28 protein-coding genes are annotated in these 21,297 nt (G+C 36.3%); 20 read left to right on the forward strand and 8 right to left on the reverse strand.

What is annotated here, in order from left to right; all coding sequences use genetic code 11:
• Positions 1-132 precede the first annotated feature (132 nt).
• From ACFSCX_RS24165 to ACFSCX_RS24195, 7 genes are all read left to right on the forward strand, one after another.
• Positions 133-456, forward strand: a complete 324-nt coding sequence (locus tag ACFSCX_RS24165) for a PadR family transcriptional regulator (RefSeq protein WP_377930821.1) — start codon at positions 133-135, stop codon at positions 454-456.
• A complete protein-coding gene (locus ACFSCX_RS24170; RefSeq protein ID WP_377930822.1) occupies positions 449-1,015 on the forward strand; it encodes an HAAS signaling domain-containing protein in 567 nt (188 codons plus the stop codon). Before ACFSCX_RS24165 ends, ACFSCX_RS24170 begins: the two co-directional genes overlap by 8 nt.
• A complete protein-coding gene (locus ACFSCX_RS24175) occupies positions 1,002-1,802 on the forward strand; it encodes a DUF4097 family beta strand repeat-containing protein (RefSeq protein WP_377930823.1) in 801 nt (266 codons plus the stop codon). The genes ACFSCX_RS24170 and ACFSCX_RS24175 overlap by 14 nt, the downstream gene beginning before the upstream one ends.
• 33 nt (positions 1,803-1,835) lie before the next feature.
• Positions 1,836-2,243 (forward strand): DUF6220 domain-containing protein, encoded by a 408-nt coding sequence (locus tag ACFSCX_RS24180; protein WP_377930824.1) that lies wholly within the window; start codon positions 1,836-1,838, stop codon positions 2,241-2,243.
• A 1-nt stretch (position 2,244) separates the two neighbouring features.
• Positions 2,245-3,309 (forward strand): ABC transporter permease, encoded by a 1,065-nt coding sequence (locus tag ACFSCX_RS24185; RefSeq protein WP_377930825.1) that lies wholly within the window; start codon positions 2,245-2,247, stop codon positions 3,307-3,309.
• Between the two features lie 3 nt (positions 3,310-3,312).
• Positions 3,313-4,035 carry an ABC transporter ATP-binding protein gene (locus tag ACFSCX_RS24190; protein ID WP_377930826.1) on the forward strand — a complete coding sequence of 241 codons (723 nt, stop codon included), beginning with the start codon at positions 3,313-3,315 and terminating at the stop codon, positions 4,033-4,035.
• 215 nt (positions 4,036-4,250) lie between these two features.
• Entirely contained in the window at positions 4,251-4,940 is a 690-nt protein-coding gene (locus ACFSCX_RS24195) for a GNAT family N-acetyltransferase (protein ID WP_377930827.1), read from the forward strand.
• A gap of 75 nt (positions 4,941-5,015) precedes the next feature.
• Here ACFSCX_RS24195 and ACFSCX_RS24200 read toward each other — a convergent pair whose 3' ends face one another.
• From ACFSCX_RS24200 to ACFSCX_RS24215, 4 genes are all read right to left on the reverse strand, one after another.
• The gene (locus ACFSCX_RS24200; protein WP_377930828.1) at positions 5,016-5,507 is read right to left on the reverse strand and encodes a hypothetical protein; all 492 of its coding nucleotides are present in this window, start codon (positions 5,505-5,507) and stop codon (positions 5,016-5,018) included.
• The gene (locus ACFSCX_RS24205) at positions 5,504-5,977 is read right to left on the reverse strand and encodes a hypothetical protein (RefSeq protein WP_377930829.1); all 474 of its coding nucleotides are present in this window, start codon (positions 5,975-5,977) and stop codon (positions 5,504-5,506) included. The genes ACFSCX_RS24200 and ACFSCX_RS24205 overlap by 4 nt, the downstream gene beginning before the upstream one ends.
• A gap of 125 nt (positions 5,978-6,102) precedes the next feature.
• Positions 6,103-7,155 (reverse strand): sensor histidine kinase, encoded by a 1,053-nt coding sequence (locus tag ACFSCX_RS24210; RefSeq protein WP_377930830.1) that lies wholly within the window; start codon positions 7,153-7,155, stop codon positions 6,103-6,105.
• On the reverse strand, positions 7,152-7,844 hold the full coding sequence (locus ACFSCX_RS24215; RefSeq protein ID WP_377930831.1) for a response regulator transcription factor: 693 nt from the start codon (positions 7,842-7,844) through the stop codon (positions 7,152-7,154). The genes ACFSCX_RS24210 and ACFSCX_RS24215 overlap by 4 nt, the downstream gene beginning before the upstream one ends.
• Positions 7,845-8,225: 381 nt before the next feature.
• Between ACFSCX_RS24215 and ACFSCX_RS24220 the strand changes: the two genes are divergently transcribed.
• The 4 genes from ACFSCX_RS24220 (at position 8,226) to ACFSCX_RS24235 (ending at position 10,078) form a co-directional block, all read left to right on the forward strand.
• Positions 8,226-8,498, forward strand: a complete 273-nt coding sequence (locus ACFSCX_RS24220; protein WP_377930832.1) for a hypothetical protein — start codon at positions 8,226-8,228, stop codon at positions 8,496-8,498.
• On the forward strand, positions 8,495-9,001 hold the full coding sequence (locus ACFSCX_RS24225) for a DUF2269 domain-containing protein (protein WP_377930833.1): 507 nt from the start codon (positions 8,495-8,497) through the stop codon (positions 8,999-9,001). The genes ACFSCX_RS24220 and ACFSCX_RS24225 overlap by 4 nt, the downstream gene beginning before the upstream one ends.
• 460 nt (positions 9,002-9,461) lie before the next feature.
• Positions 9,462-9,863, forward strand: coding sequence for a hypothetical protein (locus tag ACFSCX_RS24230; RefSeq protein ID WP_377930834.1), 402 nt, complete (start codon positions 9,462-9,464; stop codon positions 9,861-9,863).
• Complete coding sequence (locus tag ACFSCX_RS24235; protein ID WP_377930835.1) at positions 9,860-10,078, forward strand: hypothetical protein; 219 nt, start codon at positions 9,860-9,862, stop codon at positions 10,076-10,078. Before ACFSCX_RS24230 ends, ACFSCX_RS24235 begins: the two co-directional genes overlap by 4 nt.
• 66 nt (positions 10,079-10,144) lie before the next feature.
• Here ACFSCX_RS24235 and ACFSCX_RS24240 read toward each other — a convergent pair whose 3' ends face one another.
• Positions 10,145-10,378: a hypothetical protein gene (locus ACFSCX_RS24240; RefSeq protein ID WP_377930836.1), complete on the reverse strand. Its 234-nt coding sequence runs from the start codon at positions 10,376-10,378 to the stop codon at positions 10,145-10,147.
• Between the two features lie 175 nt (positions 10,379-10,553).
• Here ACFSCX_RS24240 and ACFSCX_RS24245 point away from each other — a divergent pair, with 175 nt between their 5' ends.
• Both ACFSCX_RS24245 and ACFSCX_RS24250 read left to right on the forward strand, forming a co-directional pair.
• Complete coding sequence (locus tag ACFSCX_RS24245; protein WP_377930837.1) at positions 10,554-11,054, forward strand: hypothetical protein; 501 nt, start codon at positions 10,554-10,556, stop codon at positions 11,052-11,054.
• Between the two features lie 38 nt (positions 11,055-11,092).
• Positions 11,093-11,563, forward strand: a complete 471-nt coding sequence (locus ACFSCX_RS24250) for a hypothetical protein (RefSeq protein WP_377930838.1) — start codon at positions 11,093-11,095, stop codon at positions 11,561-11,563.
• 131 nt (positions 11,564-11,694) lie between these two features.
• Here ACFSCX_RS24250 and ACFSCX_RS24255 read toward each other — a convergent pair whose 3' ends face one another.
• Positions 11,695-12,240 carry a GNAT family N-acetyltransferase gene (locus ACFSCX_RS24255; protein ID WP_377930840.1) on the reverse strand — a complete coding sequence of 182 codons (546 nt, stop codon included), beginning with the start codon at positions 12,238-12,240 and terminating at the stop codon, positions 11,695-11,697.
• A 334-nt stretch (positions 12,241-12,574) separates the two neighbouring features.
• On the opposite strand from ACFSCX_RS24255, the gene ACFSCX_RS24260 reads away from it, so the two are divergent.
• The 3 genes from ACFSCX_RS24260 to ACFSCX_RS24270 all read left to right on the forward strand — a co-directional run bounded on the left by ACFSCX_RS24260 (position 12,575) and on the right by ACFSCX_RS24270 (position 14,778).
• Positions 12,575-13,339, forward strand: coding sequence for a MerR family transcriptional regulator (locus tag ACFSCX_RS24260; RefSeq protein ID WP_377930841.1), 765 nt, complete (start codon positions 12,575-12,577; stop codon positions 13,337-13,339).
• Positions 13,340-13,688: 349 nt separating this feature from the next.
• Positions 13,689-14,063, forward strand: coding sequence for a hypothetical protein (locus ACFSCX_RS24265; protein ID WP_377930842.1), 375 nt, complete (start codon positions 13,689-13,691; stop codon positions 14,061-14,063).
• A gap of 292 nt (positions 14,064-14,355) precedes the next feature.
• Positions 14,356-14,778: a hypothetical protein gene (locus ACFSCX_RS24270; protein WP_377930843.1), complete on the forward strand. Its 423-nt coding sequence runs from the start codon at positions 14,356-14,358 to the stop codon at positions 14,776-14,778.
• Between the two features lie 272 nt (positions 14,779-15,050).
• Here the strand turns inward: ACFSCX_RS24270 and ACFSCX_RS24275 are convergent, their stop codons facing one another.
• A complete protein-coding gene (locus ACFSCX_RS24275; protein WP_377930845.1) occupies positions 15,051-15,941 on the reverse strand; it encodes an AraC family transcriptional regulator in 891 nt (296 codons plus the stop codon).
• 179 nt (positions 15,942-16,120) lie between these two features.
• On the opposite strand from ACFSCX_RS24275, the gene ACFSCX_RS24280 reads away from it, so the two are divergent.
• Both ACFSCX_RS24280 and ACFSCX_RS24285 read left to right on the forward strand, forming a co-directional pair.
• A complete protein-coding gene (locus ACFSCX_RS24280; protein WP_377930846.1) occupies positions 16,121-16,648 on the forward strand; it encodes a histidine phosphatase family protein in 528 nt (175 codons plus the stop codon).
• A 164-nt stretch (positions 16,649-16,812) separates the two neighbouring features.
• Positions 16,813-17,406 carry a kinase gene (locus tag ACFSCX_RS24285; RefSeq protein ID WP_377930847.1) on the forward strand — a complete coding sequence of 198 codons (594 nt, stop codon included), beginning with the start codon at positions 16,813-16,815 and terminating at the stop codon, positions 17,404-17,406.
• Positions 17,407-17,620: 214 nt separating this feature from the next.
• Here ACFSCX_RS24285 and ACFSCX_RS24290 read toward each other — a convergent pair whose 3' ends face one another.
• A complete protein-coding gene (locus tag ACFSCX_RS24290) occupies positions 17,621-19,069 on the reverse strand; it encodes a S8 family serine peptidase (protein ID WP_377930848.1) in 1,449 nt (482 codons plus the stop codon).
• A gap of 395 nt (positions 19,070-19,464) precedes the next feature.
• Between ACFSCX_RS24290 and ACFSCX_RS24295 the strand changes: the two genes are divergently transcribed.
• Together ACFSCX_RS24295 and ACFSCX_RS24300 are read left to right on the forward strand one after the other, a co-directional pair.
• Positions 19,465-20,043: a WxL domain-containing protein gene (locus ACFSCX_RS24295; RefSeq protein ID WP_377930849.1), complete on the forward strand. Its 579-nt coding sequence runs from the start codon at positions 19,465-19,467 to the stop codon at positions 20,041-20,043.
• Between the two features lie 69 nt (positions 20,044-20,112).
• Positions 20,113-21,177 (forward strand): WxL protein host-binding domain-containing protein, encoded by a 1,065-nt coding sequence (locus tag ACFSCX_RS24300; RefSeq protein ID WP_377930850.1) that lies wholly within the window; start codon positions 20,113-20,115, stop codon positions 21,175-21,177.
• Positions 21,178-21,297: the final 120 nt, after the last annotated feature.

Raw genomic sequence — 21,297 nt, forward strand, 5'->3', positions numbered from 1 at the left:
CACTTACTACCACAGAATAAAAAATTCAGTACCTTGCAATGAACAGTAGTGTATGATATATTGTTTTCGAAAGGTATTTTTTTAGTACAGTACTGTTTATTGCACAGTAGTGAAAAGAGGTGAAAATCCGCGGTGAATATACAATTTAAAAAAGGAGCTTTAGAACTATGCGTACTTGCTTTACTAAATAAGCAAGATCGATATGGGTATGAGCTCGTTCAAAAAATTTCTGACCAAATCGATATTTCAGAAGGAACTATGTATCCCCTTTTAAGAAGATTAAAAAAGGATGAGTATTTAACAACCTATTTACAAGAGTCTACTGAGGGACCTCCTCGGAAATATTATCAGCTTACGGATAAAGGAAGAGACTATCTACACATTCTTTCGGATGAGTGGAAACTATTTTCAGATGGAGTGAATCAAATTATAAAGGAAGGTGTTTATCTTGAATAAAGAACAATTCATAAAGAAGTTAACAACTGGATTACAAAAACTTCCTCAAGAGGAACGTGAAGATATTATCCGAGATTTTGAAGAGCATTTCTTCATTGGTGGAATGGAGGGGAAATCCGAAGAGGCTATCTCCTATTCTCTAGGATTACCAAAACAGATAGCTAAAGAACTACTTGCAACTTATCGCCTTGAAAAAATGGAGGAATCTACAACAGCCGGAAATTTAATCCGAGCGACGTGGGCCGTAATAGGATTAAGTTTTTTTAATATTGCCATCGTTCTTGGGCCATTTATTGCATTAGTTGGAATTTGGTTTGCAGGTTGGGCAACAGGACTTTCCTTTATCGTTTCTCCATTGCTCGTTCTCATTAACGCCTTGTTGTATCCAGTAACATTTGATTTGTTTGAACTCTTCCTATCACTTGCCTTTACAGGTGTTGGCCTATTTATTGTAATCGGAATGCTGTTTGTTACACGTGGATTAATAAAGGGATTTCAAAGATATTTAAAATACAATGTAAAACTAGTCAAAGGTGGTATGAATTATGAAAAGCATTAAAGTAATCTTAACAATTGCATCTCTGTTGTTACTACTTGGTGTAGTAGGTAGTCTCTTGACCTTGAATTTAGTAGATCAATCGGCATCTTCAATCGAGAAAATGTTTGATTCTAAAAAAATCACAAATATAGAAATAAATGGAAGTAATGAAGAGATAGAGCTTGTTTCTACAAATGATACAGAAATAAAAGTAGAACTAACTGGCAACAGAACAAAGAATTTAGATGAGCGGCTAGATGTTAAAGTTGTGGGGGATACACTGACCATTCAAACGATTGAACAAAAAAAGCTATTCAATATTAATATATTTGGAGAATCGCTAAAGTTAACGGTGTTATTGCCTGAAAAAGTATACGAAGCATTACAAGTAGACATTGATAATGGGAGTTTGGAAGCGACCCAGTTAACAATCAATGAAATTCGAACCGATTTAGACAATGGACAAATCAAGATGGGGGATATTCTTGCTAAGAGTGTTACTATTCTTGCAGCTAATGGAAAAGTATACCTGGATCATGTAGAAGGGGAAATCAAAGGAAAAACAAATAATGGTTCCCTCTTCCTTACAACAAGTCATGTAGACCGTCATATTGAGTGGGCAATGAGTAATGGAAACATCAGTATTGAAACAGAAAAAAAACCGACAAACACTATCTTAGATATAAAAACAACGAATGGGAAAGCAACGGTTTTCGGTAGTTCAAATTGGGATACTGTCTCTGGAAATGGCGATCATGTCATAAAATTAACCGCTACAAATGGAAAAATTACTATTGAAAACAAATAAACAACTGGATGATCTTTTTAAGGGAGGTGAATGATGATGGAAGAGACGAGGAGACGCAAGTTGTGGGGAAGAATGTTCTTTATTTTCGCTGTAGTTTTTCTAATCACAGTTTCTATACAAGTTTATTTAGCGGGATATGCCACGTTTATTAATCCTGTAAAATGGCAATCACATGTTGTCTTTGTTAAGGTAATAGAATTTTTGCCGGTCTTTATGTTAATCATCAGTTTTATAGGGAAGCTTCCAAACATTTTAAAATGGCAAAGTGTTGGTCTATTTATTCTCATTATGCTTATGTATGCAACGGCTAATATTCCGAATGCAGGGGCCTTTCATCCTGTAATCGCTCTGATTATGTTTTGGCTTTCCACATTAGTCGTTAAGAATACTTGGCAATTAATATTTAAATACAAGATAAAAAATTCTATAAAGGAGAACTAACATGTTTTTAGCAATAAGAGAAATAAAACGATCAAAACTAAAATACACATTATTGAGTGTGACGATGGTTGCTATCCTATTTCTAGTATTCTTCATTACCGGTTTGGCAAATGGATTATCTTTTGCAGACAGCTCTTCGTTACAAAATTTATCAGTGGATTATGCAATCACGAACAAAGAAGCGGATGGGCAAATTGTTATTTCCGAATTAACGGAGGAACAAGTACAAAGTATAAGCAAGAATCTCAATTATGATTCGACTCCAATGGATATGACGTTTGCTCAACTTAAATTAGAACAAGAGAAAGATTTAGATGTGATCTATTTTTCCGTTGATACGAAAAAATACCCCGATTTGGAGGTCACCGAAGGAAAAAATATAAGTGAGTTAACGGGAAATGAAGTTATTGTAAATGATAGTTTGAAAAAAGCTGGATTTGAATTAAATGATGAAATCGTGGATGAGCATTCTGGGAAGATTATGACCATTGCTGGTTTTATCGAAGGTCATACGTATACGTTTCTACCGGTTGTCTATGTTGACTTCCATTTAGGGATGAATCAACTGTACGATGAGGAAATTTTTTATAACGCAGTGCTATATACGGGTGCCAAAGAAAACATTAGTGGATTTGATACATTCAATAAGGAAGAACTAGTTAAGTCGATGTCAGGGTATACCGAGACACAAGGTTCTTTCATGGTAATGACTGTATTTATGTTTATCATCTCTGCTTTTGTTTCCACCGTATTTTTCTATGTGATTACCATACAAAAAACCAGTCAATTTGGTGTATTAAAAGCAGTTGGAGCAAGTACAAACTATATTTCTAAAAGTATCATGATTCAAGTCATTCTACTTACCATTATAAGCTTAATTGTTAGTGTTTTCGCCATATTTGGGATGGTTCAAGTATTGCCTGAAGGAGTTCCGTTTAAGACTTCCTTTTCAATTATCATGGGTACAGGTGTATTGTTTTTAGTACTAAACCTATTAGGTTCATTACTATCTGTATTTAAAGTTGCGAAAATAGATCCATTAGAAGCAATTGGGAGGGTTGAATAATTCATGAATAATGAAATTCTTAAATTGATGAATGTATCTAAAGTATTTGGAGATGGGGATTCATCAGTAAGTGTTTTAAAGGATATCTCTTTTTCTATCTCCAAAGGAGAGTTCGTTGCTATTGTTGGGCCGTCAGGATCTGGAAAAAGTACACTACTTTCCATTATTGGAGCTTTATTAACACCGAGCAACGGAAAAGTTATCTTAAGTAATGAAGATATAACAGATCTTAAATCTTCTAATCTAACATCAACTAGGTTAAAGAAAATTGGTTTTATATTTCAAGCATCCAATTTAATCCCTTATCTAACCATTAAAGATCAATTAATGCTCATTGCAGATATTGGAAATGGGAATAAAAAGGAGAGTATGAAAAAGGTTGATGGATTATGTCATGACTTGGGAATTAGTCACCGATTAAATCATTTTCCAAATAGCCTCTCTGGTGGAGAGAAACAACGAGTAGCGATTGCCAGATCATTTATGAATGATCCTGACATCATTTTAGCCGATGAGCCAACTGCTAGTTTAGATTCCGAACGTGGAAGAAAAGTTGTCGAAATGATATCTCGCGAAGTGAAATCTAGAAAAAAAGCAGCAATTATGGTGACACATGATGAGAGAGTATTAGACTTATGCGACCGAATTTTACACATTGAAGATGGAAAAATTCACGTGGCCCCCGTCATAAAAAAGGAAAACCACCCATCCTCATCACAAGAATAAGGTGGCTCCCAAGAAAGAGAATAAACGCCTACTACCTTAGTAAATAGGACATTCAGAGAGAAGTGTTGCAGCACTTCTCTTTTATTATTATATAGTAAAGTGGTAAGGAATTACATTTCCTTATTGAATATAGATGCTATATCATAAGAGCAAAAGAAGAATAGAATGATATCCTTCACTATGGAGTTTAATGGACGATATTTAGGGGTGAATAAATGGATAAAAGGGAAGTAAAGAAAGCAATAAAACGTGATGTAAAACAATCTGAAAATGTGATACCAGATAAAAACCTTTTTATGATATGTTCGGATCTAAAGGCAGAAGCCCTACGAAAGCTTCCTACGGGGTTTCATATTCGAAAATGCCGGAAGAGTGAGTTACACATTTGGATGAACTTTCCCTTTGATGACCCTTTGGAGGCAGAGCAACATAGGGATTTTATGACTAGCTACTTTCAAGATGTTTACGCTCATAATGAAGATTCATTTTATGAAAAATGTCTGTTTGTCTGCGATTCAGAAGATCGTCCGGTCGCGACCTGCTTTGCATGGAAGGCATATGATCAAATCACAACCATCCACTGGTTCAAGGTATTAAAAGAATACGAGGGGAGGGGAATAGGTAGAGCGCTGCTTTCGGTAGTGATGAAGTGTCTTTCTGAAGATGAGTATCCAGTGTTTCTTCATACACAGCCATCGAGTTATCGAGCAATAAAATTATATTCGGACTTTGGTTTTTATTTGCTGAGCAATCCAGTGATCGGGACAAGAACAAATGACTTGGAGGAATGCCTTCCAATTTTACGAGAATATATGCCGGCAAAAGCCTACCAATCCCTGAAAATAATGGAAGCTCCTGCATTCTTTATGGAGGCTGTCGAGTCATCCAAAACGGTCCAATTTTAATCGTGCCTTCTAGTAGGCACCATTATCCAAAAAGGAAAAGTACATCAAGATCGGTAACTATGATGATAAATTTTTTCAGGTTAGTTTGAGTTTCTTCTTAACGAGTTCAAAGTATAGAGCGGTTGTTGTTTGAACAACTAAAAATACAGTCAATGAAAAATGGATTTTATACCCGTTTTGGTAATGGGTCACTCCCATTAATGAAGATATTTTTTCCATTAGTAAGCCAACAATGGCCCAGCCTAAAATATAAAAAATAAAACGCTTTTTATTAATATTTAATACTTTATAAAAATAAATAAAAAAGTAACTAAAAGTTGCAAATAAAAAATAGGTTAACAGGTCAGTCAGTTCATATTTATTAGAATCATTCACTTTATAAAAATCTAATAATCCTCCACCAATCGTAAAGTCAAATAAAGTGGAGCTTGCAAATCCCCAAGCCAACAACATCATCGTTAAATGTAGAGGCAGTTTTTTGGGAAGGATAAAAAAAGCTGTATAGGCAAGAAGAAACATGACTAAAATATAGATTTCATTTTTATTAAAGGATTCCCATAACATCATTGGTTTTTCACCACATTTTTAGAAATTTTATGAATGAACGTATAAGAAAGAAGGGCAACAATGTTTAAAAATAAGTAGTACGCCGTTTCATAAAGAAATGTCCATCTTTTGAATTCTGTAATGTTTAGTTTCATTGAAATAAAACTGATCATGACCAATATAAATATGGAGGAAATGAAGATCATTGCCTTCTTAGTAAAGGTTTCAACTTTTATGTAGAGATTTACGTGAATTAATATGATGAGAGGAATAATGATGCTACGGTTTAATAAGTAGGCTGTGTAGGGAAGCCACTTTTGGGTTACGGTCATTAATTTTAATTCATCATTGATAATCCATGAAAAATTGATACTAACGATTAGTAGTATTAAAAAAATAAATGTATTTTCTATAATATTGATCCTTTTGTCGGTGACTGTGTAAACCGAAATTACTAGCCATGATAGAAAGAAAAATACGACAAACTCCATAAGTACCTCCCAATTAGGGTTTGTTAGTAGTATCCCATTAAAGTTAATAGTTCATTCAGATTATAAAAAAACATTAGCAAAGGAGTTGAGCAATAGTAGGGACAGAGGTCTGATCCCCTGTCCCACTAGTTACTAGATATAGGGAGTTTAAAAGTGAAAGTAGTACCTTTTCCTATTTCACTTTCCACTCGAATGTCAGTATGATGAAGATCTAAAATGTGCTTAACAATAGATAAACCGAGTCCTGTACCCGTTTTGTGTGTTCGAGATCTTTCTGCTTTATAAAATCGGTCCCATATAGACTCTATATCGTCTTGTCTAATCCCCGATCCATAATCTCGAATAGAAATCTCCGCTTGTTCTTCTTTATTCAAAATTACTTCTACATAGCTGTTATTTGAGGAAAATTGTACTGCATTTTGAATTAAATTAACGATGACCTGATCAATTTTATTAGGATCGGCATGTGCATAGATGTCTTGCTCACAATTAGATATGAGTTCCACACTGACTTGTTTTTTCACGAACTCAGGCTCCATACGAGCCACGACTTGACGAACCAGTTCGGACAAATTAAAGCTTACTGTTCGAATTTCCAATTGGCCGGCTTCAATTCGCGCTACATCAAGAAGATCATTGACGAGCTTTAACATTCGCTCAGATTGTTCTTTCATAAGTGTAAAATAATGGTGCTTTCGTTCCTCTGGAATGGTTTCATCTAGAAACGCTTTGGAAAATCCAAGAATTGAAGTTAGAGGGGAACGTAAATCGTGAGATACATTGGCCACAAAATCCTTTCTCATCTGATCTAAACTTGACAATTCATTAGCCATATAATTGAACGTTTTCCCCAATTCTCCGATTTCATCACGATTCTTCACTTCGACTTGTTGATTAAATTGCCCTTTAGCTATTTGGAGTGCAATTCGGTTCATTTCTCGAAGGGGTGCGGTAATTTTTTTCGAAAGGTAATAAGCAAATATACCAGTAATGATAATCGAAATAAAAGAGGTAAACACAAATAAGGACTTCATTTCATGTAAATGGTTAAGTTCTGAAATCACATGAATGCTCGTGATATTGTGTTGGAATAGCAGGTATGAAGCGACATGCGATACTATCAATATGGCAATATAGGTAATAAATAGCTTCAAGAAAATACTTCTTATCCAAATCAATGGTTTTTCACCTCAAATTTATACCCAACTCCTCTTATGGTTTTCACCTCCCAAAAAGGACTTGAATCTCCTAATTTTTCTCGAATTCTTTTAATATGAACATCGACTGTTCGCGGATCCCCCTCAAAATCGAACCCCCATATTTTTTCCAGAAGTTGCTGACGAGTAAATACTTGATTTGGATAGGAAGCAAGAAAATATAGTAACTCCATTTCCTTGGGGGGCAACACAACCTCACAATTCTTACAGATGACCATATATTCTTTAAGATTAATCTTTAATAAGGGAAGGTCAATAACCTCATTTGTATGTAACATCGGATTGGTCCGTTTCAGTAAGGCTTTTATCCGTGCCATTAGCTCGTTTGGATCAAAAGGCTTTACTAGGTAATCATCCGTTCCTAAATTGAACCCTTTTAATTTATCGTAGCTCTCTCCTCTCCCAGTTAACATGATAATCGGGGTTTGATCAAATCTTCTAATTTCCTTACAAACTTCCCATCCGTTCATTTCAGGTATCATAATATCTAAAATGACAAGATCTGGAGGATTATCATAATACATTTCTAATCCTTTCATTCCATCGTTCGCAATGCTCACTGTATACTTATTCTTCTCTGCATATAGAATAATCAATTCACCAATATACGGATCATCTTCTATTACGAGAATGTTAACTTCTTTTTGCATTCATGTGCTCTCCCTAAATTTATCTCGCTCCAACTGGCGCTAAGACCCCCACTTCAAAACTTTAGATGAATCGAGAAGTTTAAGTGGGGGATAAGCGCCAGTAAGAACCCTGAAAAGGAACACAGACTAAAGTCGCCACCTCTTGTGGCAACGTCTGTGTGACCCACAGTGTGGTCCTCATCTAACAATCAGTGGGGATGAGGAAAACCCCCACTGATTGAGTTTCACTTTATTACAACTATACTAGCATCCTAATATGAACAGAGTGTGAACAAAAAATAATAGGAAAAGGTATGCGTGTTCATCTTCTGTTCATAAAACCTTATTATACTAATTTTGCACTAAGATAGGATAAAAACAAAGAGGAGGGTATATCAATCAATGAGTAAATCACTAAATTCAAAGAACGGTACTGAAAATCGACCACCTAGTCCACCACGGTGGGTGAAGATTTCTGGAATTATTGCCATCGCTATCATTTTTATGGTCGTTATCATTTTGTTCATCCATGGCGGTCAACACGGTCCTAGTCGTCATGGACTCGGGAACCACGGGACGGAAGGAGAACTCCGCAAGCAAATCGGGCAGAATTTCGAAAGAGAGCAGTCAACGCCAATTGTTGTCCGCAAGACGTTTGGAGGTAGATACTCATGATTATGAGACCTGCACTACGTAAGCTCGCACTTATTGCACATATTGGATCATCGGTCGGTTGGTTCGGTGCGGTGATTGCCTATTTGGCACTTGACATTACCGTCTTCGTTAGCCAAAATATTCATTTTTTGCGTGCAGCCTATATCGCGATGGGGATAACGGTCTCATGGGCCATCGTGCCACTAGCCATAACCTCCCTTATAACAGGACTCGTTGTATCTTTGGGAACTTCGTGGGGGGTGTTCCGGCACTATTGGGTCATCTTCAAGTTGCTGCTTACTTCTTTTGCCACCATCATCCTACTTCTAGCGGCACCATCAATTAACTCCATGGCGACTATGGCACTGAATCCCAAGATGGCGGGCACCCATCTCAGTATGATGGGGAACACCTTGCTTCACTCTGTTGGTGGCCTGGTCGTGTTGCTAGTGATCCTATTATTGTCGGTGTATAAACCAAAAGGCTTGACTCGATATGGATGGCGTAAGCAGCAGGAAAAGTAACAGATTTAAAGAAATAAATGATTGTAGGGAAACTAAGCAATCATTCTGGTTTTCCAGATTCGAAATGTTAATATCGAACGAAGTAAAGTAGAAACTAACACATTTATTGAAAAAACAACAAGCCGTTACTAAAAGAAAGTAACAGCTTGTTATTTTTCGGAGTAAAGTTTTTCTTTCATTAATAGCGAACGATATCATTCCTTACCTCAAAAAGCCGAAACCATTAGTATATAAGTTTATGGAACTAAAAGTAGAGATTGTAGAAACGACCGAACATGGTGAAGTGATTATAAGGTATACTCTATTGATCCTGTCATTTTTATGAATAGTTTAGAAAAAGGTATAGTAGATAAATATTTGATTGAGAGGTGTGGAGAAAACAAGCCAATTGGAGAGGTCTCTGCAGAGGTAGAACGTCAATTTGAATCCTATTTAATGAGCTGAAGGGAGTGATACATAAATGGAGTTAGTAGCTTGCACGAAAGAGGAATTTGAACATTACAAAGAAATGTATCTCACCTTGCCAACTTGGGATATACTGAGCTTTGATTTCATAGATGACTTAGAACTATGTAAGATCAAAATGGATGGGAACATTGTCGGTCTTATTGAATTTTCATTGGGGATGATCCCCAATAGCATCCATATAGATAACCTTGAAGTGTTTCAAAAAGGGAATCGTTTTGGAAGTAGGATTATCGCTGGGCTAAAACAAGAGTTTAAAGGTGTCATACTTGAATTATATTCGTCCTCAAATAAGAGCGCTTCGTTTTGGAAAGAACATCAATTCAAGGAAGAGGATGATGGAACAGGAACCATCATTCTTCGTTATGTAGTAAGTGAGGAAAGGAGAAATGCATGATTATATTTACTTTATTTCTATGTATTGTTTCTGGGTACTTTTTCGTTATTTATTTAATTCATGCCATTCATAATGATAATGACCCCGTGAATAGTAGATTAGCAGCTCTATTCTTTATTTTGTGGACATTTACAGTTGTTGAGATGATTGGAGAGATAAATGGAGTTAGCCTGTTAGAAATGATCATAATGGGTACAAGAGGGTTATGGTTATAAGATACAAGTCGTTCTTTTATCCAGTTACGTAAAGTAGTGCCATTATTAAGTCCTTCTGTGCAAGGGCTATTTTTTTTGCTTCTCCCACCTTATAAACTTAGTAGTAAAGAAATAGGTTAGCACTCCCGCAATTATTGATATCACTAAATTTCTAATACTTAACAATCCGTGTTCATGATAATAGGAGACTAGGACAAAAGGATCTTCTTTATAAAACATCATCAATATGGTTAAGGCAAGTTTATGAACAAGTGGAAAAAAGAAGGCAAATAGAAGGGTAAATAAAAAGTACTTCTTCATAACGCTCATCCCCCATTTTCGGTAGCGATTTACCTAAATATATGTAACAAGCCTATGAAATAAGACAAAATGTGATATTTAGTACGATAAATAAAGTACGCTTTTAAATTATGGAGGTATTCCCACATTTTTACAGAATAAGTATAAACTAAGCTGTAAGTAAGGAGTTGTGGGAATGCCAAATGAACGTGATAAAAAGGTCATTAATCGAAAGACAGTGCTACTTTCTCTTTTAGTATTTAATGTCTTTCTGATGTCTCTATGGGACGTGTGGAACACAAAAGTGACAAAATGGCAATTGAATGGGATTCAGTTACATCTTAGTAAAGAGATCATGAGTGACCAACAAGTGCTATTAATAATAGAGACAAATAAGCCATTACCAGTCCTGACAGTAAAGAACGAGTTTTTTGTATTTCACACTTCTCCTAAGGTAAAACCTATCAAAGTTTCAACCAAGGAGATTCATTATACGCATAGTAATAGATGGGAGGATATGCATTATTATCAAGTACATGCAAGAAAGCATGTATATACAATTCCTTTTGAGGCTCAGGATGTAAAAGCAAGTGAAAGTGTCCATTATGGGGTTGTCGTTTTATCTAAGCCCATTACGTTTTTCCCTATTAATAGCTACCGATCATCAACGTTTAATACCAATTCCATTTTCAATTGATTGAATTAACGCAAGTCATAACCTAAGGAGATACGCTTATGAAAATAAAACATATATTTTCATTAACCATTCTTTCATGTTTTATTTCATCTATGATGTATTCGGTTCCCGCATCTGCAACCAAATGGGTGCATCCATTTGTAGTTTGGAATGACTACGTTTATGTCATAACAGAGGAATATGTAACAGATGTCGAAACAGAGATTGGACAGGTAACGAGCTATTCTGATATGGAGCGAAAGGTAGGAAATTTTTCAAACGTTTATAAAGAAGGAACAAAATATTATTCGATCAATGGAATTAGTACAGATGAGGCAATTGCTGTTCAACTAGAGGGGAATCTATATCAGAAGGCAGTAAGGGAAGGGATTTATAAATTTGGAGTAAATGCGAAAGAGTCTATCAAAAAAGAACCATCTAATTTAACTTCATTTATTGCACTTTTAGGAACGGTTTTCGTGTTGATGCTAGTCTTTACTTTTATCGTTGAAAAAAGGGTGAAGCGATAATCTTATTAAACTAATACGTTGCTAACTTGTCTTGAGCAAGCTTCTACAAACTCCCCGGAAAAATGGTCAAACAAATCGAGCGGTTTGACCATTTTCGCCTTAGTTGATTGAAAAAGCATATCAAAAAACTGTTATGGTAAGTAGTCATGAACATTTATTCGCCAAATCATATGATGAAATCCGTCTCCCCAATAATCCTTGATCACATAGTCTGGTTCACCAAATTTCTTTTTCCAAATAGTTTGAGCCTGTTGATATCCTGAATCTAAGCAGAATTCTCCAATTCCTTTATTCTTTAATGTAATGTACATTTCTTTAAGTAACCTATTACCTACTCCTTGCCTTTGATAGTTTGGGTGAACAAATATGGTACCTACTTCCATTAACTCCTTCAATGCATGGTCTGTGCAACTGTTTATTAGTTCACTGGCTGGACCATATTCGATTGTTCCAATTATCTTCTTATTATTCATTGCGAGTAGAAAATACCTATCTTTCCCATGGCTTCTAATATCTCTATTCAAATAGTTAATCTTGGCTTTCATTTCATCTTCCATATCTTCCACCAAATCCCCTATACCTTCTCTTTGAAAAGTATCGGTTATTACAGTTCTAAAAAACGTCTCTAACTCTATTACATCCTCTACAGTAGGTCTTCTTATCAACATAGTTTTCATTTTAACATCTTCTCTTTCCTCTTAACTTAACTAGATCGTACATTCCTTCAACAATAAATGGAACGAATCCTGCATGGTTCCACTATTGCATATTCACCCCCGATTGTTCATTTTTACATTTAATTTAATAATATAAAGATGATTCTTTTTCAATCCTCTGGTAATTGTAAGAACATAACTTATTTTTACTTCCAAATAACCTTAAGAAACGTGATAGTTGTAGCTAAATAAGGTCTTACAACAAATAAAAAAATAAAGAGAAACTTTTTCAAAAAAACCCATTTACATTGACGTAACGTAAAGGTGTACAGTTAAGTTGTCAGGAGGTGAATGCATGGAATATACCGTTAATAAACTTGGGAAGTTGGCGGGTGTTAGCACACGTACACTACGATATTATGACGAAATTGGTCTATTAAAGCCGGCTAGAACTAATTCGTCTGGATATCGAATTTACGGGCAAGCGGAGGTTGATAAGCTGCAGCAGATTCTATTTTATAAAGAGCTTGGCCTGGAGCTGGAACGGATCATGGAGATTCTCACTGATCCATCCTTTGACGCCATTTATGCCTTAAGAGAGCACCGAACGAAACTATTGGATAAACGAGAGCAGCTTGATTTGTTAATTGCCAATGTAGATAAAACGATACATGTAAAAGAAGGGAGAACCACTATGTCTGATCAAGAAAAGTTTGAAGGATTTAAACAGAAATTAATAGATGAAAACGAACAAAAATATGGTAAGGAAATTCGCGAAAAATATGGAGATGAGGCGATCAATCAATCGAACCAAAAGCTTCAGAACATGACACAGGAGGATCATGAAACAGTCACTAAACTAGCTGAGCAGATACATGAGACGTTAGCAGAAGCTTTTAAAATAGGAGATCCTTCAAGTGATATTGCACAAAAGGCTGCTGATTTGCATAAACAATGGCTGACCTTTTACTGGTCTGAATACAGTAAAGAAGCACACGCTGGTGTTGCTCAAATGTATGTAGACGATGAGCGATTCAAGGCCTATTATGATAAAAACCAAGAGGGTGTGGCGGAATTTTTGAGAGATGCCATCCATATTTATACTGGAATGCAGAAGTAAGGGAGAGAAAAGAGTGGCGTATGAAGAATCGCCACTTTTTTCATACATAAAAGAAAAGATCAAATTAAAGGAAAATTTTTACTTTGTATTGAATTATATATATAACAATCCAGTGATGCCGATAATGAAGATCATTATTTTGCAATGATGAGGAAAGGGTAAATAATCGAAAAGTGGTTAACTAGAAGCAGGATAGTCAAAAAAAACTAAACTGCTTTTTTACGGTGGGCTATAAATTGTATTTTACATAAATTACTCGGAGCCGAAAAATGAAGAGGTGAGTCTATGTGGAAAAAGGCTTTAATAGTTACGGTGACAATGGTTGCTGGAATAGTAGAATTAATAATAATTGGATTACATTCAAAGCAGTATGACTCCATCAATTTATTCCCTTATTCACATATCATCTTCGGATGCATTTGTTACCGTATTTATGTCTATTTCTAGACTAGATTCTGCAAAGAGTAAATTAATAAATAATATTGTTTTGTGTGTCAGTGCAGTATTGATTTTTTTACCGATTCTTTACTATTTGAATGTCCCGAAGTATACCTATCAAGAAGCTTTAGAACAGCTAATAAAAGAAGAACAGATCATTACATCAACAAATGAACCGAGAAGTATAATCGTTGACAAGCAGAAATGGTATTTGATCATAGATAAGGATGAGGTTTTGTTTGCAGTTGACCCATTTTCAGGGGCGTATAAGATGTTGTCTGAGTAGAAAAGCTTAATACATCCTGGCGCTAAGACCCCCACTTCAAAACTTTAGAATAATCGAGAAGTTTAAGTGGGGGATAAGGCGCTAGTAAGAACACTGTATAGGAACAAGACTAAAGTCGCCACCTTCTGTGGCAACGTCTGTGTGACCAACTGTGTGGGCCGGGGCTAAAACCCCCACTGATTGAAGTTTCACTTTATGTGGATGCCTTCCTTCCATGGAAAGTGAATGTGTAGCCGTAGACATACCTATTAAACTTTCAAAACCATGAAGGTTGCAGGAGGAAGTGATAGCGATGAAGAGGGTATTTGTATTCATTCTCTTTCTTATCCTATTAGGATGTTCAACAATAATAAGGATTGAAGAGAACGATCATTACGTGAAAAATAAAATTGTCATGGAACAGCTCGTAGGTGAAGAGTACAAGACAACAAACGTCATCAAGGCAGAAAGTAAGGTCAAACTCGTTATGGAAGCATTAAATGCTACACATTGGCGGGAGGATATGAGAGTCTTAATGATGCGAGAAGAAGATTACCGATTTTACCTTATGCCTCTTCATTCAAAAAGTAAGGAAGAATCTGAAGTATATAGAGTTTGGATTACCCCTAACAAGGATCGATTGCAAGTGCTAGGATTCAATCAGTTTGCAATTATGAATGAAGAAAACTCTGCTATTATACATGGGGTGTTGACAGGTGAGAATCTTGGTGAGTGATTTCATATACAAAAAGACTCTTACTATTCCGTACCCCCATAGCCAAGTTGATAATTAGCAAAGTTCCACTCCCAATGGAGTCCTATGCTTATGCAATTTCTAAACGACGGCTGAACAGGAGTGTTATTTATGTTCGTTACGATGAAAATGATGGTGATTATTTTTTTTCAATTCAGCTACCATGATACATATAGCTGATACGAACAAGAGCTAGTAAATTAGTAGAAGCCCACTACCTCATGCATCAATCTGAGGGTGAGCTTCTTTTTCATTTATGCCGTGACAGCTTTTTTCTTCACTGGAATATAAATATCCATCTCTTTATTTTCTGATCCATAGCAGCGCTCATCATACAATTCGAATTCCGTAGTTCCGCTATGCTCATAGCCTGATTGTGGGAACCATTCTGTGAAAACATAGTTCCATGTCGATTGGATGGAAGAGGTAAACGTCGATTCATCTGCTTTCGGTGTCGTAAACACCGCATATTCCAATTCTGGGAAGCTTCTGTACACTAATCCTTCAGGTGCTGGAGTTCCTTCTTTTACTTCCATTCCAATCAGGTAAACAAACTCACCAGTATCAGGACAGAAGTCGGTACAAATTCCAAGCTCATTATTATTTAGAGGACTTGGGATGTTCTCACCTAATCGTTTTTGCATATACACCTGCCAAAATTCAGGAATGTCCTTATTATTTTGACCGTCTACTGTTTTTGTTTTTAGTTCGTATCCAATGATGTGAAAAGCTGGCTTTGTAATAAATTTTGGTTCCATTTGATTTCCTCCTTGAACGACGATAGTTTTCAGGAAGGCTTTCCCGCGTAAAGGGCCAGATAGTAGTTTTTGAGAGCGGTACTGATTTGGCGACACGCCGTAGTATTTTTTGAACGCGCGGTTGAACGATTCCTGATACTGAAACCCCACATCAATCGCTATATCAATCACCTTTTCATCGGTGTAATATAGCCTCTCTGCTGCAGAAGTAAGCCGTCTTTTTCTCACATAATCCATCACAGACTCTCCAACCATGGCTTGGAATACGCGATGGTAATGAAACGGAGAAAAGCAAGCAATCTCTGCGAGTGATTCTAGTGTAATGGGGTCATGCAGATTTTGTTCAATATAATCAAGCGTTCGTTGTATACTGGCGAAATAATCCATTTACATCACCTTCCTATTCACAATATAACAGCAAACAAACATTCGGTCTTAACATTTTTTGCTATATTCATTTCTACATTAAGAATAAACGATTACATCCTTTATAGGGAAGATTAAAGGAGATTTTTGTCAATATACTGAATTAGTATAAAAACTAGACTCTAGTAGGAGGTGCAAGGATGATTTATGTCATAAGGCACGGTCAAACAGATTTAAATAAAGAACGAAGAATGCAAGGTAGGTCAGGTTTACCATTAAATGCAACAGGATTAGAACAAGCGGAGTTACTTCGAGAAAAGCTGAGCGGGATAACATTTGATTATGTATATTCTTCTCCGCAAGTAAGGGCGATCCAAACGGCAGAATTGGTAACAGGAATGAAAGCTGTGGTAGATGATCGCCTTAATGTGTTTGACTTAGGGGAGGCAGACAGATTACATGTTAGCGAAGTGCAGAGAGTAGGGGTTTTGCCAGATTCAAATGTCTATCATGGTGTTGAAGACCCAACTCGTTTTGTCAAACGAGTCTTTCAGTTTATGAGTGAATTAGAGAATAGGTTTTGTAATCAGGAGCTTAATATTCTACTGTCAGGACATCGATGTACGACTGGTTGTATCGGTGCCTACTTTGAAGGGCTGCCAGAGGATGGGAATCTATTAAAATATTCATCAGATACTGGGGAGTATAAAGTGTTTCAGTTTAAGTAATGGTAGTTTCGCCGATAAATGTTCAATTTCGGCCGGTAAGCAGCAAATGAGACCTAACAGAACCCGAAACTGGGCTTTGGTTTTACTATATAAATACTAAGTGAGCTTCATTTTAAACAAGAAAAGCTACGAAACTTCATACCAATTGTAAGGAGAGAATCACATTGAAAGAAACAATCCAGTTGGCCTTACAATCAATACCAAAACTAGAAAGTGGCCAAAGAATCATCCTCGGAATCGACGGATTAAGTCGATCTGGAAAAACGACCTTTGTCAAAAAAGCTCAAGAGTATCTTCAAGAGAAGCAAGTTCCGGTTTGTTTATTTCATATAGACGATTACATTGTAGAGAGAAAAAAGCGTTATAACACGCAGCACGAAGAGTGGTATGAGTATTATCAACTGCAATGGGACATAGAGTGGTTAAAGGAGAACTTTTTCATGGAGCTAAAGAAATCAAAGGAGCTTCACTTATTAACTTATGACGATCACTCCGATACACAAAGCGTACGGACGATTCCGTTACCTGAGACTTGTCTACTCATGATTGAAGGCGTGTTTCTGCAGCGAGAAGAGTGGAGAAGCTTCTATGATTATATGATTTATCTGGATTGCCCTCGTGATAAAAGATTCCAACGGGAAAGTGCTAGTACCAAGCAAAACCTTGAAAAATTCGAAAATCGGTATTGGAAAGCAGAAGAGTATTATGTAGAGACTGTATCTCCAATGGAGCAAGCTGATTATGTAATTCAGAGTTGAGTAGATCCAGTAATGGAAATTAGTGAGTAATTGGACTGATAAAAGGAACAAGGTGCAGTAGGACTCATAAAAAATAAGGTTATTAAGGTATAAATGAGTTTTCTGATCTATATTATGATGTTCTTCTCAACCTTCCTAAAAAAAATTTGAGGGCTATTCATTTTCCCTAACGAAAAAGAACACCCGATTTTTTCAGGGTGTCCTACTTAAATGGCTATCTGACACTAATTTTGACTCTTGAAATACTGTTCCTATAACCTTCTTTTGATGTTTGAGACTCTATTTCATATGTTCCTTTTAATGAAGTCCACATAGATGTTGAGTGAGCTACTTTGAATTGTCCTCTTGAGTCTGTGATGCCTTTGTATACTTTACCAGTGCCAAGCGGGTCGTAAACAACAACCCTAGCGTTAGCTCCAATTAAAACTTTTCCATTATGATCATAGGCAGTCATGGTTACATTGATTTTTTCTCCAGCTTTATATACGGATTTATTCGTAACTACCGTCGTTTTAGTATCATAAAGAACCGTCTCTTGAGCTGGAGCTGGTTCAATTATCTGTTCGGCTTTGGGAGCTTGAATTAAACCATATCCATACCAATGATCTATACCTGCAGTACCTAGATCAACTACACCTTGTTGTAGTTTAGTACGGAGTTCTTTTGCGCTTAACGAGCTGTTTGCTTGTATTAATAATGCTAAATTCCCAGCTACATAAGGAGCTGCCATAGAAGTCCCACTCATACGTCCATATTGATTGTTTAAGTAGGTGCTTAACACACTTACACCCGGAGCAGCCACTTCAATTGTACTTCCAGTCGCTGAGAAAGAAGCACGACGGTCAGAAGAGTCTGTCGCAGAAACCGCAATAACTGAGCTATAGCGAGCCGGATAGTTCACCGTATCTCCACTTCCGTCACTTGAACCGTTGTTCCCAGCCGCGGCTACAATAAGGATGTTTTGGCTGTATGCTTTATCTACGACTTGTTGTAGAGTAGAAGAGTGAGTGGTTGTCCCTAAACTTAAGTTGATAATGTCCATTTTGTTGTTAATAGACCAATCAACACCTGCGACGATGTCTGACAGGTATCCAGAACCATGTTGGTCTAACACTTTCACCGCATAAATATCTGATTCAGGAGCAATCCCAACTGAACCAATAGAGTTATTTCTCGCCCCAATTATTCCTGCTACATGCGTTCCATGTCCGTTATCATCATGGAATGAAGTTGTGTAAGATACAAATGATATACCACCAGGTATGACTAAATCGTCATGTCTCGCAATACCAGTATCCACAACCGCAATCTTTACACCCTTACCAGTAAAGTTAGCTCCCCAAGCTTTTGGTGCTTCTGTTCTTGTGATCCCCCAATCAGCGGTTTGTGATTTCACCTTAAGAACAATGTCTTTTTCCACTGCTTTTACATTAGGATTATTTTGAATGCCCTTAATTGCGGTAGAAGGTAATGTAATTGAAAGAGCCGGTACATGTTTGTACTCACGATTCACTTTTCCTTTTGCTTTTGTAACGATCGTTTTATCGACTTTGTCTTTAAAAAGAATTAACACGCGTTCTTGTTGAACTTGAGCGCCTGCAAATGAAGGTATAAACGTTAAAGTAAGTGATAAGGCCGTAAGAATTGATAGTAACCTTTTCATAAATGTTCTCCTCTCATTTGTAAGATCTAGCTGTATATATGTCTATCATAATCTCGAGGAATGATTATGCCTATATGCTTTTAATTACCAATGTTGCCATAAAAATGGCCACGAGGATGTAAACATACACTAATCGAAGAAATTCTCATTGTTTCATATAAAGAGATACTATTAATTAATGTAAACAGTTCCTGTGACAAATGATTATTTACCAGCGAAATCCTCATTTGGAAATGGAATCTATCTATTCAATAATCTCTAAACCTCGTATGATTACGTTGTTGATGAAATTCAAATTCACCTTCTAAGTGAATGCGAGCCAAATCAGCAAATATGATTATTTGTTGTCTAGTCGTTCGTGTTTTGATCTCATATACTTTAGGAGGAATTCATAGATGAAAAAATCTCTATTTAAAAAGTTTATTGTTACTACAATGGCTTTTGGTATTGTTGCAACTGCATTTAGCACGCATTCATTTGCTTCTACAACTTCAACCGTTCAAGGCGGGACTTTATCTGGAGGATCCATGACATTTACTGGTTTACCAGCAACATTAAATGGTACTCTAGTGAAATCTACTGCAAATTGGGCTATTGGTGATATCACGGATGCAAGAGGTACGGGTGAGGGGTGGAACCTTTCACTAACATTAACTCAATTCAAAGAAGTTGATGGTAATGGAGCTTATGTTATTGGCGGAAAATCTCTTGCTACGAATTCATTAAAAGTAGTCGGAGTACCTACAATTAATAAGAAAGACTCGACTTCATCTGACATTACAACCATCACTCCCGTTGCTTCAGGAACAGCACTAGATAATGGAAGTACGGTTAAAGTTTTATCCGCGTCACTAAATGGTGGTATGGGTTCCTACACAATTGGTAACCTAGGTGTAGAATTGACTATTCCTGCTAATGCCTATGCAAAAACATACAAAACAGATGCAACTGTAACTATAAATACAGCTCCTTAATAAATGATTATTTTTTTAAAAGTCCTCCAATACTAAGGGGGACTTTTTAATTTTTAGGAGTGGTTGTTAATGAAACACCTGTTATTATGCTTGATCTTACTAGCCTTTATGTTTATATCTTACCCAATTATTTCAGTATATGCAGAGGAAAATAATTTTGAATTCCGTGTGGAACCAATCTTTCCAGATTCACAAATTGGTAATAAAGGATATTACCATTTCAAAGGAACACCTCATGATACTGTTACGTTACAAGCACGTATTATCAATGACAGTGAACAGAATTTGAATGTTATCATTCGAAGTTTGAATGCTTATAGTGGAAATCAAGGGATCTTATACCAAACAGAGCCTGTTTTAAAAGGAACGGAAATTATCAATGAAAGCTTTCAATTTCAAAAAATAGCCACTACCCCAACTGAAGTAACACTTGAACCTTTGCAGTCTGAGCTCGTTGAATTTACACTAAATATTCCAAATATTAATGGTACGTTACTTGGTAGTGTAGAGTTTAGAGTCTTTAAAGGCACAAAAGAATTGACACAGAAAGAAGAAAACTCACAACTACTGATTGACCAATACAAAGCAATTAACATTGGTGTTCAGATTGATGTAACAGATTATAACGAGACACCTTCAATGGAATTAGACAAACCATTCTTTTCTCCCGAGCAAATTGCGATTATGGTTCCAATGGAAAATAGCTATCCGGTCATTGTTCCAAATATATCGGGAACCTACAAGATCACCAAGAATGAAGATACAACGTTCTCCATGACAGGAGAAATTCCTTCATTTAAAATGGCGCCTATGACGACTTTTCATTATCCGATTAGATGGTCAGAAGGAACATTAGAACCAGGAACATACGATGTTAGTTTATCACTGGATGTGAATGGAAGTACCCAATCTTACGAACAAACCATATCGATTGAAAATAATGAAGTGCAGAAGACACAAGAAAAAATGGAAGAACGGGGAGAAGTCGCAATTGCCCCTAAGACATTTCCATGGACAACCATAATGATTGTTCTATTTATCATTGTTTTGATCTTAATATGGATGATAAAAAAACCAAAATCCAAAAGAAAAGATCGAAAGTATCCAGGACAAAATCCAAATGATTCATACTAAGCTTCATCATTTGTAGGAAGCCGCCGTCCTAAAAAAGGATTTTACTTTGAATGGAAAAAAATATGCATATTCTTTTTAGAAAAGATACTGTATATTCTTACTAATATGAAGAATGAAATA

The sequence above is a fragment of the Bacillus salitolerans genome, assembly GCF_042680805.1.
Taxonomy (GTDB): domain Bacteria; phylum Bacillota; class Bacilli; order Bacillales; family SA4; genus Bacillus_CJ; species Bacillus_CJ salitolerans.

What these genes read in the sequence shown, in the direction of transcription:
- ACFSCX_RS24175 (WP_377930823.1), top strand. Translation starts at nt 1,002, where the DNA reads ATGAAAAGCATTAAAGTAATCTTAACAATTGCATCTCTGTTGTTACTA.
- ACFSCX_RS24180 (WP_377930824.1), top strand. Translation starts at nt 1,836, where the DNA reads ATGATGGAAGAGACGAGGAGACGCAAGTTGTGGGGAAGAATGTTCTTT.
- ACFSCX_RS24185 (WP_377930825.1), top strand. Translation starts at nt 2,245, where the DNA reads ATGTTTTTAGCAATAAGAGAAATAAAACGATCAAAACTAAAATACACA.
- ACFSCX_RS24190 (WP_377930826.1), top strand. Translation starts at nt 3,313, where the DNA reads ATGAATAATGAAATTCTTAAATTGATGAATGTATCTAAAGTATTTGGA.
- ACFSCX_RS24195 (WP_377930827.1), top strand. Translation starts at nt 4,251, where the DNA reads ATGGATAAAAGGGAAGTAAAGAAAGCAATAAAACGTGATGTAAAACAA.
- ACFSCX_RS24200 (WP_377930828.1), bottom strand. Translation starts at nt 5,507, where the DNA reads ATGATGTTATGGGAATCCTTTAATAAAAATGAAATCTATATTTTAGTC.
- ACFSCX_RS24205 (WP_377930829.1), bottom strand. Translation starts at nt 5,977, where the DNA reads ATGGAGTTTGTCGTATTTTTCTTTCTATCATGGCTAGTAATTTCGGTT.
- ACFSCX_RS24215 (WP_377930831.1), bottom strand. Translation starts at nt 7,844, where the DNA reads ATGCAAAAAGAAGTTAACATTCTCGTAATAGAAGATGATCCGTATATT.
- ACFSCX_RS24220 (WP_377930832.1), top strand. Translation starts at nt 8,226, where the DNA reads ATGAGTAAATCACTAAATTCAAAGAACGGTACTGAAAATCGACCACCT.
- ACFSCX_RS24225 (WP_377930833.1), top strand. Translation starts at nt 8,495, where the DNA reads ATGATTATGAGACCTGCACTACGTAAGCTCGCACTTATTGCACATATT.
- ACFSCX_RS24230 (WP_377930834.1), top strand. Translation starts at nt 9,462, where the DNA reads ATGGAGTTAGTAGCTTGCACGAAAGAGGAATTTGAACATTACAAAGAA.
- ACFSCX_RS24235 (WP_377930835.1), top strand. Translation starts at nt 9,860, where the DNA reads ATGATTATATTTACTTTATTTCTATGTATTGTTTCTGGGTACTTTTTC.
- ACFSCX_RS24240 (WP_377930836.1), bottom strand. Translation starts at nt 10,378, where the DNA reads ATGAAGAAGTACTTTTTATTTACCCTTCTATTTGCCTTCTTTTTTCCA.
- ACFSCX_RS24245 (WP_377930837.1), top strand. Translation starts at nt 10,554, where the DNA reads ATGCCAAATGAACGTGATAAAAAGGTCATTAATCGAAAGACAGTGCTA.
- ACFSCX_RS24250 (WP_377930838.1), top strand. Translation starts at nt 11,093, where the DNA reads ATGAAAATAAAACATATATTTTCATTAACCATTCTTTCATGTTTTATT.
- ACFSCX_RS24255 (WP_377930840.1), bottom strand. Translation starts at nt 12,240, where the DNA reads ATGAAAACTATGTTGATAAGAAGACCTACTGTAGAGGATGTAATAGAG.
- ACFSCX_RS24260 (WP_377930841.1), top strand. Translation starts at nt 12,575, where the DNA reads ATGGAATATACCGTTAATAAACTTGGGAAGTTGGCGGGTGTTAGCACA.
- ACFSCX_RS24270 (WP_377930843.1), top strand. Translation starts at nt 14,356, where the DNA reads ATGAAGAGGGTATTTGTATTCATTCTCTTTCTTATCCTATTAGGATGT.
- ACFSCX_RS24275 (WP_377930845.1), bottom strand. Translation starts at nt 15,941, where the DNA reads ATGGATTATTTCGCCAGTATACAACGAACGCTTGATTATATTGAACAA.
- ACFSCX_RS24280 (WP_377930846.1), top strand. Translation starts at nt 16,121, where the DNA reads ATGATTTATGTCATAAGGCACGGTCAAACAGATTTAAATAAAGAACGA.
- ACFSCX_RS24290 (WP_377930848.1), bottom strand. Translation starts at nt 19,069, where the DNA reads ATGAAAAGGTTACTATCAATTCTTACGGCCTTATCACTTACTTTAACG.
- ACFSCX_RS24295 (WP_377930849.1), top strand. Translation starts at nt 19,465, where the DNA reads ATGAAAAAATCTCTATTTAAAAAGTTTATTGTTACTACAATGGCTTTT.
- ACFSCX_RS24300 (WP_377930850.1), top strand. Translation starts at nt 20,113, where the DNA reads ATGAAACACCTGTTATTATGCTTGATCTTACTAGCCTTTATGTTTATA.